At 73.0% G+C, this 11685-nt stretch carries 11 protein-coding genes; 6 read left to right on the top strand and 5 right to left on the bottom strand.

The features are described from left to right. Positions 1 to 126: 126 nt before the first annotated feature. Positions 127 to 648 carry a DUF2617 family protein gene (locus AC3ERT_RS22630; RefSeq protein WP_335980988.1) on the bottom strand — a complete coding sequence of 174 codons (522 nt, stop codon included), beginning with the start codon at positions 646 to 648 and terminating at the stop codon, positions 127 to 129. A gap of 379 nt (positions 649 to 1027) precedes the next feature. On the opposite strand from AC3ERT_RS22630, the gene AC3ERT_RS22625 reads away from it, so the two are divergent. Further along, positions 1028 to 2239: a pyridoxal phosphate-dependent aminotransferase gene (locus tag AC3ERT_RS22625; protein WP_335980990.1), complete on the top strand. Its 1212-nt coding sequence runs from the start codon at positions 1028 to 1030 to the stop codon at positions 2237 to 2239. Between the two features lie 142 nt (positions 2240 to 2381). After that, complete coding sequence (locus tag AC3ERT_RS22620) at positions 2382 to 2702, top strand: DMT family transporter (protein WP_335980991.1); 321 nt, start codon at positions 2382 to 2384, stop codon at positions 2700 to 2702. A gap of 116 nt (positions 2703 to 2818) precedes the next feature. On the opposite strand, the gene argG is transcribed toward AC3ERT_RS22620, so the two are convergent. From argG to clpB, 4 genes are all read right to left on the bottom strand, one after another. Beyond that, a complete protein-coding gene (gene argG / locus AC3ERT_RS22615) occupies positions 2819 to 4270 on the bottom strand; it encodes an argininosuccinate synthase (RefSeq protein WP_335981055.1) in 1452 nt (483 codons plus the stop codon). Between the two features lie 182 nt (positions 4271 to 4452). Continuing rightward, positions 4453 to 5058 (bottom strand): GNAT family N-acetyltransferase, encoded by a 606-nt coding sequence (locus tag AC3ERT_RS22610; protein WP_335980992.1) that lies wholly within the window; start codon positions 5056 to 5058, stop codon positions 4453 to 4455. A gap of 206 nt (positions 5059 to 5264) precedes the next feature. Beyond that, positions 5265 to 5825 carry a YbjN domain-containing protein gene (locus AC3ERT_RS22605; protein WP_435131405.1) on the bottom strand — a complete coding sequence of 187 codons (561 nt, stop codon included), beginning with the start codon at positions 5823 to 5825 and terminating at the stop codon, positions 5265 to 5267. Then, on the bottom strand, positions 5822 to 8452 hold the full coding sequence (clpB, locus tag AC3ERT_RS22600; protein ID WP_335980996.1) for an ATP-dependent chaperone ClpB: 2631 nt from the start codon (positions 8450 to 8452) through the stop codon (positions 5822 to 5824). The genes AC3ERT_RS22605 and clpB overlap by 4 nt, the downstream gene beginning before the upstream one ends. 134 nt (positions 8453 to 8586) lie before the next feature. On the opposite strand from clpB, the gene AC3ERT_RS22595 reads away from it, so the two are divergent. From AC3ERT_RS22595 to AC3ERT_RS22580, 4 genes are all read left to right on the top strand, one after another. Then, positions 8587 to 9891, top strand: a complete 1305-nt coding sequence (locus AC3ERT_RS22595; protein WP_435176420.1) for a cytochrome P450 family protein — start codon at positions 8587 to 8589, stop codon at positions 9889 to 9891. A gap of 70 nt (positions 9892 to 9961) precedes the next feature. Next, positions 9962 to 10369 carry a pyridoxamine 5'-phosphate oxidase family protein gene (locus AC3ERT_RS22590; RefSeq protein WP_335980997.1) on the top strand — a complete coding sequence of 136 codons (408 nt, stop codon included), beginning with the start codon at positions 9962 to 9964 and terminating at the stop codon, positions 10367 to 10369. 179 nt (positions 10370 to 10548) lie between these two features. Continuing rightward, on the top strand, positions 10549 to 11109 hold the full coding sequence (locus AC3ERT_RS22585; protein WP_435176418.1) for a thioredoxin family protein: 561 nt from the start codon (positions 10549 to 10551) through the stop codon (positions 11107 to 11109). Then, positions 11106 to 11678 carry a hypothetical protein gene (locus tag AC3ERT_RS22580; RefSeq protein WP_435176416.1) on the top strand — a complete coding sequence of 191 codons (573 nt, stop codon included), beginning with the start codon at positions 11106 to 11108 and terminating at the stop codon, positions 11676 to 11678. Before AC3ERT_RS22585 ends, AC3ERT_RS22580 begins: the two co-directional genes overlap by 4 nt. Positions 11679 to 11685 lie beyond the last annotated feature (7 nt).

The following is an 11685-nucleotide window of genomic DNA, read 5'->3' as shown; positions in this document are numbered from 1 at the left end:
CGTCCGTACAGGCGGGCGGGTGGCGGCGGGTGGTGGTGCCCGGAAGCGCGCAGAGGTACGGCCGGGCCTCATGCCGTACGGCGCGCGCCCCGCGGGCGGTGGGCGGTGGAGCAGCGCCGGGGCCGGTCAGCACGGGACCCGCAGCCTGGTCCGGGTCGCCACCAACCGCCCTTCCTGCGGATAGGCGTGCCAGGTGCGCCAGCGCACGCTGCCCTCCCTGCACTGCACCAGCATCGCGGTGAACGCGTTCGGGTCGCCCGGGAAGGTGCCGGCCAGGCCCTGCGGGTGGTCGGTGACCAGGGCGAGCAACTCCTGGGCGCGGGCGGTGAAGGAGCCTGGCGTGAGGTGCTCGATGCGGGCCGCGAACTCGTACTCCCAGGTGCCGACCCGGCGGGATACGCCGAACGGCAGCGGTGCCTGGCTGCCCGGCAGGCACGCCACCGTCTCGGAGCAGTTGTCGCGGCCGGCGTCGACGAGCACCTGGTGGGAGGCGCCGAGCAGGCGTAACTCGACGTCGGCGTGGAGCGCCGCGGCCTCGCCGACCCGTACGCCGAGGGTGGCGAGCGCGGGCAGCGCTTCCTTGTCCAGGCACCAGGCGAGATCGCCTGCCCGGGTGTCCGTGTATGCGGTGTCAATGGTGGTGAGCATGGGAGGGCTCCGCGGTGCACGCTGGGGATCGCACACCCGGCGCGAACAGGCCGTCCCGCCCGCGCCGCGAGGCGGAGGTGCGGTGGCTTGCGCCGGTGTGGGGGCCAGGTGGATGAGGGATCGTTCAGGCACGGATCGCCGGTGGACCTGGCTCGGCCCGGCGGGTTCGGGGTGATCTGGATGATCGGGAGGCCCCGACGACTCCCGCGGCGATCCGGGACCTACGGAACCACGGATCACACGCCGCGCTCAGCGTTTTTACCCATCTGCGCGTACTTTCCATCCCTTGGAGCGCTTACGAGTTCAGGTGTTCCGATATGACAACCCGGTACCATCGGCTGATCGGTTGGGCTGGTGCGTGGAGAGCGGGTGGACCTCGATGGCAGGCACGGTGGGCGCGGCGGACGGCCCTGACGCGTCCCGGCGCCCCTTCCTGAACCGCCGGCTGGCCGGCCTGGGGACGACGATCTTCGCCGAGATGTCCGCGCTGGCGGTTGCCACCGGCGCGATCAACCTCGGGCAGGGCTTCCCCGACACCGACGGGCCGGAGTCCGTACGCGAGGCGGCCGTACGGGCGCTGCGCGACGGCCGCGGCAACCAGTACCCGCCCGGCCCGGGCGTCCCCGAACTGCGCACCGCCGTCACCGACCACCAGAAGCGCTTCTACGGGCTCGACTTCGACCCCGACACCGAGGTGCTGGTCACCGCCGGTGCCACCGAGGCGATCGCGGCGGCGATGCTGGCGCTGCTGGAGCCGGGCGACGAGGTGATCGCGTTCGAGCCGTTCTACGACTCCTACGCCGCCTGCATCGCGATGGCCGGCGGCGTCCGGGTCCCGCTCACCCTGCGCGCACCCGACTTCCGCCCGGACCTCGACGCCCTGCGCGCCGCGGTGACCCCGCGCACCCGGCTGCTCCTGCTCAACAGCCCGCACAACCCCACCGGCATGGTCCTCACCCGCGACGAGCTGACCGCGATCGCCGAACTCGCCGTCTCCCGCGACCTGCTGGTCGTCACCGACGAGGTCTACGAGCACATCGCGTACGACGGCGCCGAGCACATCCCGCTGATCTCCCTGCCGGGCATGCGCGAGCGCACCGTCGCCATCTCCTCGGCGGGCAAGACCTTCTCCTTCACCGGCTGGAAGGTCGGCTGGGTCACGGGCAGCCGCGAACTGGTGGCCGCGGTGCGGACCACGAAGCAGTTCCTCACCTACGTCGCCTCGGGGCCGTTCCAGTACGCCGCCGCCGAGGCCCTCGCGCTGCCCGACGCGTACTTCACCGGTCTGCGCGACGGCCTGCGGGCGCAGCGCGACATCCTCGCGGCGGGACTCGCCGACGCGGGCTTCGAGGTGTACGCGCCACGCGGCACCTACTTCATCACCACCGACATCGCCGGACTCGCCCCGGGCATGGACGCGTTGGCCTTCTGCCGCGCCCTGCCGGAGCGGGCCGGGGTGGTCGCCGTCCCCAACTCCGTCTTCTACGACCACCCCACCGCCGGCCGTACCCAGGTCCGCTTCGCCTTCTGCAAACGCCCCGAGGTGCTCCGCGATGCCGCCGAGCGCCTGCGGCAGGCGTTCACGGGCTGAGACCGACGCCGCTCAGGGCTGTCGCGCGGGGTGGTCGGCGGGCCGGAGGTAGGGGGGTCGGGGGCACTTGGCAGCCTTGGGGGCGTCGTCGACGTCGTCGTGCCGGCGGGCGGTCCGCCGCCGGACCCCTTCAGGAGTCACCGTGCCCTACATACTGCTCGCGCTCGCCATCGCCTCCGAGGTCTGCGCCACCAGCTGCCTGAAGCTCACCGACGGGTACACCCGGCTGTGGCCGACGGTGGCGGTGGTCATCGGCTATGTGCTGTCGTTCGCGCTGCTCGGCCGGGCGCTCGTCCGCATCCCGGTGTCGGTGGCGTACGCGGTCTGGTCGGGCGCCGGTACGGCGGCGGTGGCCGCGATCGGGGCGGCGGCGTTCGGCGAGTCGCTGGGGCGGGTGCAGTGGGCGGGGATCGCCCTGGTCATCGCGGGCGTGGTGCTGCTGAACGTCCACACCTCCCACTGAGAGCCCGGCCGCCGGGCGCCGCGCGAGCCGGTCCGGAACACCGGAACCCCAGGTCACGAGGGACGCGACCTGGGGTTCTGCCGTGCTCTGTGCGCGTGCGGGCGGGGCTGCGCGGGTCAGTCGGTGCCGGACTCCATGGCGGCCAGGTCGAGCAGCTCGTCGTCCTCGGTGGCCTCGCCGCGGGAGGCGATCGCCTCGGCGCCGCCCTCGGGCAGGCGCGGCATGGTGCCGATCAGGCCGGTGGCGGCGGCCTGGGCGGCGCCGATGGCGGGGCTGCCGGAGCCGATCAGGCCGAGCTGGGCGTACTGCTCCAGCTTGGCGCGGGAGTCGGCGATGTCGAGGTTGCGCATGGTGAGCTGGCCGATCCGGTCCACGGGGCCGAACGCGGAGTCCTCGGTGCGCTCCATCGACAGCTTGTCCGGGTGGTAGCTGAAGGCCGGGCCGGTGGTGTCGAGGACCGAGTAGTCCTCGCCGCGGCGCAGCCGCAGGGTCACCTCGCCGGTGACGGCCGCGCCGACCCAGCGCTGGAGGGACTCGCGGATCATCAGCGCCTGCGGGTCCAGCCAGCGGCCTTCGTACATCAGCCGGCCGAGGCGGCGGCCCTCGGTGTGGTACTGGGCGAGGGTGTCCTCGTTGTGGATCGCGTTGACCAGGCGCTCGTACGCGGCGTGCAGCAGCGCCATGCCGGGCGCCTCGTAGATGCCGCGGCTCTTGGCCTCGATGATCCGGTTCTCGATCTGGTCGGACATGCCCATGCCGTGGCGGCCGCCGATGGCGTTCACCTCGGTCACCAGCTCGACGGGGCCGAGCTTCACGCCGTTGACCGTGATCGGGCGGCCCTGGTCGAAGCCGATCGTCACGTCCTCGACGGCGATCTCGACCGACGGGTCCCAGAACCGCACACCCATGATCGGGTCGACGGTCTCGACGCCGGTGTCCAGGTGCTCCAGCGTCTTGGCCTCATGGGTGGCGCCCCAGATGTTGGCGTCGGTGGAGTACGCCTTCTCGGTGCTGTCGCGGTAGGGCAGCCCGTGGTCGAGCAGCCACTGGGACATCTCCTTGCGGCCGCCGAGTTCGGTCACGAAGTCCGCGTCCAGCCAGGGCTTGTAGATCCGCAGGTGCGGGTTGGCAAGGAGGCCGTAGCGGTAGAACCGCTCGATGTCGTTGCCCTTGAAGGTCGAGCCGTCGCCCCAGATCTGGACGTCGTCGGCCAGCATCGCCCGCACCAGGAGCGTGCCGGTGACGGCGCGGCCGAGCGGGGTGGTGTTGAAGTAGACGCGCCCGGCGGAGCGGATGTGGAACGCCCCGCAGGCGAGCGCGGCCAGGCCCTCCTCGACCAGCGCCGCGCGGCAGTCGACCAGGCGCGCGACCTCGGCGCCGTAGGCCAGCGCGCGATCGGGGACCGAGGCGATGTCGGGTTCGTCGTACTGGCCGATGTCGGCGGTGTACGTGCACGGGACAGCGCCCTTGTCGCGCATCCACGCGACCGCCACCGAAGTGTCGAGGCCGCCGGAGAAGGCGATGCCGACGCGCTCGCCGGCGGGGAGGGTGGTGAGGACCTTGGACATAGCAAGAGTATGCATGATTACGCATGATCATGCAATGTCGGGTTGCCGATGGCTTCGCCGGGCGGTAAGGCGCCGGTCAGGTCGGGTCGTCGGGCCGCCGTCGAGGGGGCAGCACGTGTTGGCGCTCGGGCAAAGAGTCGGCGCTCGGGCAGCGGGTCGGCGCTCGAAGCAGCGCGCCCCGGTCAGTCGAAGGGCGGGACGGCCGGGTCCGTGGCGAGGCGGGCGTGCAGGTGGCAGTCGTGCCGGGTGCCGTCGGGCTCGACGAACGACCCGCGCATCACGCCCTCCTGCGCGAAGCCCGCCCGCAGCGCGGCCCGGCAGGAGCCGACGTTGTGCAGGACGTGGTCGAGGTGGATGCGGTGCAGTCCCAGACCGCCGTCCTGGGGCGGGCGGAACGCCCAGGTCGCGGCGGCGTCCAGAGCGCGGGCGGTGATCTGGCGGCCGCGCGCCGAGGGCGTCACCCAGTACCCGGCCACCGCCTGGTCGGGCACGCGGTGCACGTCGCGCAGACCGAGGTAGCCGAGCATCTCGTCGTTCGCCGGGTCGGTCACCGCGAACGCGGCGGTGCCCGTCGTCCACGCGGACAGCCGCGCCGACAGCCACACGGTGCCCCGGTCCTTCGGCGGCGAGCCGATCACCGCCATGCCGGCGGCCCACCGCAGGATGCCGGGGTCGGCCATCGCCTTCCTGACCGCGGGTTCGTCGGCCGCGACGACCGGGCGGAGCAGCAGCCCGTGGGCACGCAGGACGGTCGGCGCCAGGAGGTCGGCACCACGCGGAGAGGCCATGGCCAACACCTTACTGATCCGGCGCTCCGCCCGACCTCAGGTTTTGGCGTACGGACGCCGGTCCACACGCCGGTACGCACGGATGCACGTACGGCTCCCGCTGCACCCCACTGCCCGCACGTACGCCTGCCCGCACGTACACAGGCGAGCGCCCGGGCCCGTACGGCTCGCGTACCGGTCCCGGGCGCTCGGCGCGGCGGACCCGCTCAGTCCTCGGAGCCCTCGCCGGACTCGCCCGGCTCCCCGGACTCGTCGTCGTCCGCGGCCCCTTCGAGGCCCAGCCGCTCGCCGAGCCACTTGTTGAACTCGATGGACGCCTGGACCCAGCTCACCGTGGTGGCCACGAAGTGGTCGAGGCCGACGCCCATGCCGATGAGCATCTGGGCCTCGCCGATGAGGCGGACGACCCCTTCGTCATCGGTGTTCGTGTAGACCTTCGGCCACAGCGTGAGGTGGTTCCACTCGTCGAGCGCCTCGAGGAGCTGCGCCTTCTCGTCCACGGAGTACGCGCGCTCGTAGAACGTGCGCACCGCGAAGACGTGCTGCTGCGCCTCGCCGCGGAACATGAAGTAGGTGCGGAACTCCTCCCAGGGCGCGAGGAGGTCGCCCTCGTCGTCGACCGCGTGCTTCAGGCCCATCTGGTCGAGGAGCTGCGTGACCAGGTCCTGGTCCGGGATCACCACGCTGGGGGCCGCGGGTCCTCCGCTCGGCTGGTCCGGTTCCGGCTGGCTCCCGAAGTTCGGGATCGAGGAGGGGTCGATGCTCACCGTGAGGGTTCCCTTCGTGACGTTTCCCCGCCATCCTCCCCCATGAGGATCAGCCCGTCGACCGTCCGGTCCACCCGGACGGTCTGCCCGTCGAGCACCTCTCCGGCCAGGATCGCCTTGGCCAGCGGGTCGCCGATCGAGGTCTGGATCAGCCGGCGCAGCGGGCGGGCGCCGTACGCCGGGTCGTTGCCCTCCTCGGCGAGCCAGTCGAGCGCGCTGTCGGTGATGTCCAGGGTGAGCCGGCGGTCCTTGAGGCGGGCGCCGAGCCGGTCGGTCTGCAACCGGGCGATCCGGCGCAGCTCGTCCTGGTCGAGCGCGGAGAACACCACGATGTCGTCCAGCCGGTTGAGGAACTCCGGCTTGAACGAGGCGCGGACGGTGGCCAGGACGCTCGCCTTCTTCTGCTCCGCGTCCAGGGCCGGGTCGACCAGGAACTGGCTGCCCAGGTTCGAGGTGAGGATCAGGATCGCGTTGCGGAAGTCGACGGTGCGGCCCTGGCCGTCGGTGAGCCGGCCGTCGTCGAGCACCTGGAGCAGGACGTCGAAGACCTCCGGGTGCGCCTTCTCCACCTCGTCGAGCAGCACCACGCTGTAGGGGCGGCGGCGGACCGCCTCGGTGAGCTGGCCGCCCTCCTCGTAGCCGACGTATCCGGGCGGGGCGCCGACCAGGCGGGCCACCGAGTGCTTCTCGCCGTACTCGCTCATGTCGATGCGGACCATGGCCCGCTCGTCGTCGAAGAGGAAGTCGGCGAGCGCCTTGGCCAGTTCGGTCTTGCCGACGCCGGTGGGGCCGAGGAAGAGGAAGGAGCCGGTCGGGCGGTCGGGGTCGGCGATGCCGGACCGGGAGCGGCGCACCGCGTCGGAGACCGCGCGGACCGCCTCGGTCTGGCCGATCAGCCGCTTGCCGAGCTCGTCCTCCATGCGCAGCAGCTTCTGCGTCTCGCCCTCCAGCAGGCGGCCGGCAGGGATGCCGGTCCAGGCGGCGACGACGTCGGCGATGTCGTCCGGGCCGACCTCCTCCTTGACCATGTTGGTCGAAGGGCCCTGGGCGGCGGCCTCTTCCTCCTCGCGGGTGGCCGCCTCCAGCTCCTCCTCCAGCTTGGGCCGCTCGCCGTACATCAGCTTCGAGGCGGTCTCGAAGTCGCCGTCGCGCTGGGCGCGTTCGATCCGGGTGACGATGTCGTCGAGGCGCTCCTTCAGCTCTCCGACCCGGTTCAGGCCCTGCTTCTCCTTCTCCCAGCGGGCGGTCAGGCCGCGCAGCTCCTCCTCGCGGTCGGCGAGGTCCTTGCGGAGCTTGTCCAGGCGCTGCACGGAGCCGGGGTCGGTCTCGTTCTTGAGCGCCATCTCCTCCATCCGCAGCCGGTCGACCGAGCGCTGCAGCTCGTCGATCTCGACCGGCGAGGAGTCGATCTCCATGCGCAGCCGGGACGCGGACTCGTCGACCAGGTCGATGGCCTTGTCGGGCAGGAAGCGGGAGGTGATGTAGCGGTCGGAGAGGGTGGCGGCGGCGACCAGCGCGGAGTCGGCGATCTGCACCTTGTGGTGCGCCTCGTAGCGGCCCTTGAGGCCGCGCAGGATCGCCACGGTGTCCTCGACGCTGGGCTCGGCGACCAGCACCTGCTGGAAGCGCCGCTCCAGCGCCGGGTCCTTCTCGATCCGCTCGCGGTACTCGTCGAGCGTGGTGGCGCCGACCATCCGCAGCTCGCCGCGGGCCAGCATCGGCTTGAGCATGTTGCCCGCGTCCATGGCGGAGTCGCCGCCCGCGCCCGCGCCGACGACGGTGTGCAGCTCGTCGATGAAGGTGATGACCTGCCCGTCGCTGTCCTTGATCTCGGCGAGCACCGCCTTCAGGCGCTCCTCGAACTCGCCGCGGTACTTCGCGCCGGCCACCATCGCGCCCAGGTCGAGGGAGACCAGCCGCTTGTTGCGCAGGCTCTCGGGCACGTCGCCCTTGACGATGCGCTGGGCCAGGCCCTCGACGACGGCGGTCTTGCCGACGCCGGGCTCGCCGATGAGCACCGGGTTGTTCTTCGTCCGGCGCGAGAGCACCTGGACCACCCGGCGGATCTCCTGGTCCCGGCCGATCACCGGGTCGAGCTTGCCCTCGCGGGCGGCCGCGGTGAAGTCGGTGCCGTACTTCTCCAGCGCCTTGTAGGTGCCTTCCGGGTCCTGGCTGGTCACCCGTTGCCCTCCCCTGGCGTCCTCGAACGCCGTCAACAGCGCCTTGGCCTTGGCGCCCGCGGCGTTGAGCAGGTCGCCGGCCGGGCCGCCCTTGACGGCGATCCCGATCAGCAGGTGCTCGGTCGACACGTACGCGTCGCCGAGGTCCTTGGCGCGCTGGGACGCATCGGCGATGACCGCGAGCATGTCACGGTTCGCCTGCGGGGGTGCGACGGTGGCGCCCTGGACCGACGGCAGGCCCGCCACCAGGCGCTCGGTGCCGGCGCGCACGGCGGCGGGGTCGGCGCCGGTGGCCGCCAGCAGGTCGAGCACGTTCTCGTTGTCGGCGCCGCTCAGCAGAGCGAGCAGCAGATGCGCGGGCGTCAGGTCCGGGTTCCCCTCGGTGACGGCCTTGGCGTTCGCGCTGTTGAGCGCTTCCCGGCTCTTGTTGGTCAGCTCGGCTTCCACGGGCGTTCTGTCCTCCTCATACGTACGTCGCTAGCATGTACCTCAACCTGACTACCTCAACATGAAGCAAGTTGAGTCTATTCCACTCAAGGTGATTCCGGGCACAGAAGAGCACGCGTTTTTCGGGAGGACCCATGACCTCGGCGCACCCGGCGACACCGGACCCGGCACATCCGCACCCGGCGGCACCGCACCCGGCCCAGCCGTACACCCTGGGTGCCGGCGGCGCCTCCGTACGGGCCGACGCCGACGAGCTGCGCGAGCGCGCCGCCGCCTGCCCGGTGATGCTGCCGGGGGGAGTCCCCGGCATGATCGTCTCCCGCCACCGCGAGCTGCGCGACTTCCTCGCCCACCCCGCCGTGGCGAAGAACGCCCGCCACTTCGCCGCCCTGACGGAGGGCCGGGTCCCGGCGCAGTGGCAGCTCAACGCCTTCGCCCTGGTCAACGGCATGACCACGGCCGACGGCGACGACCACCGGCGGCTGCGGGGCCTTGCCGCCAAGGCGTTCACACCGCGACGGGTGGCCGCCATGCGGCCCTGGATCGAGCAGCTGGCCGGCGAGCTGGTGTCCGCCCTTCCGGACCGCGCCGGGCCGGACGGCGTCGTGGACCTGCGCGCGCACTTCGCCTATCCGCTGCCCATGGGAGTGATCAGCCGCCTGCTCGGGGTGGCGCCCGAGCACCGTGACCACCTGCACGAGCTGACCGGGCTGCTGGTCAGCACCTCCAGTTCGGCCGCCGAGGCGATGGCCGCGCAGCGCGGCATCCACGCGGTGCTCGCCGAGGTCGTCGCCGAGCGCCGGGCCCACCCGGCCGACGACCTGGCCGACGACCTGGCCGGCGCGCTGGTCGCGGCCCGCGACGAGGGTTGGGCGGGCGGCGCCGAGCGGCTGAGCGACGAGGAGGTCGCCGGCACCCTGCTGCTGATGATCGTGGCCGGCCACGAGACCACCCTCAACCTCATCACCAACGCGGTGCGCGCCCTGTGCCGCCACCCGGACCAGCGCGACCTCGTCCTGACCGGCGGCGCCTCCTGGGACGCGGTGGTCGAGGAGACGCTGCGCTGGGACAGCCCGGTGGCCAACTTCCCCTTCCGCTACCCGACCGCCGACCTCGACGTGGGCGGCACCGTCATCCCGCGCGGCACCCCCGTGCTCGCCGGATACGCCGCCGCCGGACGCGACCCTCGGGAGTACGGCCCGGACGCCGACCGGTTCGACGTGACCCGGGCGCCCGGCACCCGCCACCTGTCCTTCGGGCACGGCGCCCACTACTGCCTGGGCGCCCCGCTGGCCCGCCTTGAGGCCGCGGTCGCGCTGCGCACGCTGTACGGGTCGTGGCCGCGGCTGGCGACCGCCGTACCCGAGGCCGAACTGCCGCCGCTGCCGGGCTTCGTCGGCAACAGCGTCAGCGAACTGCCGGTGCGGCTGGGCGGTTGAGCGGTCGGGTGCCCTGACCGGGCAGGGCAAGGCGGGGCGGGGCGGGGCGGCGACGGGCTACCGTTTCCCCATGGCCCGCCGCGATCCCCGCTCCCCCGAACCCGGCTTCCTGGAGTTCTGGCGCGAGTACCACCTGTGCACGCTGACCACCACGCGCCCCGACGGCTCCCCGCACGTCGTCCCGGTCGGCGTCACCTACGACCCCGACGCGGGGCTCGCCCGGGTGATCACCAACACCCGCAGCCGCAAGGCCGCCAACGTACGGGCCGCCGGACCCGCGGGCGCCCGGGTGGCGGTCTGCCAGGCCGACCGCGGCCGCTGGGCCACCCTGGAGGGCCTCGCGACCGTCTCCACCGACCCCGAGCGCGTCGCCGACGCCGTCCGCCGCTACGCCGAGCGCTACGACCGCACCCCCGCCCCCAACCCCGACCGCGTCGTCATCGAGATCGCCCTCACCCGCGCCATGGGCAACGCCTGACCCGCACTCCCCGACCACCCGGCCCCACGCCCGCCCCCACCTGCGCGAAACGCGCGCTCACGCGGGGTACGGCGCCTGCTACAGTGCGCTGACTCGGTCGAGCTGGGGGGCAGTTGGCGATGCGGGGACGAGCGCGCCATGACGCGCGGAGACGTACCGCGGTCAGCACGGGAACGCGGATGCTGGCGGCGGGGGGCGCCGCAGCCGTGACGCTGCTCCTCGCGGGCTGCGGAGCCTCGGACGGAGCGTCGTCCGACGCGTCCGCGCCGACTACGAAGCCCGCCGCCACGAGCAGCACTCCGACGGCGACGACCCCGACGACGGCGCCTGCCGCGACGACGCCCGCCACGGCGTCGCCGGAAGGCTACGACCCCACGCGGGACGCGGCGGCGGACGTGACCGCTGCCGAGCGGGCCTCGGCCAAGGACGGCCGACCCGTACTGATCGACTTCGGCGCGGACTGGTGCCCGGACTGCGTGGTGCTCGGCCGCACCTTCACCGAGCCGGCGACGGCCGCCCTGCTGGCCAAGTACCACGTGGTGCGGGTCGACGTCGGCCAGTTCGACCACAACCTGTCGCTCGCCGCGCGCTACGTCGACCTCGACTCCAGCGGCATTCCGGCGCTCGCCGTGGTGGACCGGCACGGCACCACCGAGACGGCCACCAACCAGGGCCAGTTCTCCAACGCCCGCAGCATGCCGGAGAGCCAGGTCGACGCCTTCCTGAAGACGTGGGCGTGAGAAGGGCCCCGGCCGCCGTACGAAGGAACGCCGTCCGCTCCACCGCCGTCGCCCTGCTGCTCTGCACGGTCGGCTGCGGCCAGGGCGGCCATGGCGGCCACGGCGGTTCGCCACACGCGGCGCCGGCGCGTACGCGGGCGTCCTTCACAGCGGGCGGGGTGGACGTCGCCGTCACGCTCGAACGGTCGGGCGCGGACACGGTGGCGGTGAGCGCCACCCTCAGCCCGCGGCAGAAGGGCTTCCACCTCTACAGCCTCACGCTGCCCGACGACGGTGTCGACGGTCTCGGCATCCCGACCCGCCTGACGGTCGGCGCGCCGCTCACCGCGACCGGCCCGGTGACGTCCCCCGCCGCCCCGCACGACGTGCGCCCCGCCGGCCTCGACCTGGCGCTCCCGGTCTACCCCGACGGGCCGGTGACCCTGCGCCTGGCCACGCGGCTCGCGGGCAGCGCCGACGGATCGGCCTCCGCGCGGGTCCTGCTCACCTACGGAGCCTGCTCCACCGACGGCGCCTGCCTCGCGCCGGTCCGGGCGCACCCGGTGACGCTGGCCGTCCCGCCACGCTGACGCCAGG

This window comes from Actinacidiphila sp. bgisy145, from assembly GCF_057708125.1.
Note: the sequence above shows the minus strand (reverse complement) of the source record. Positions and strands in the feature narration are given on the sequence as shown.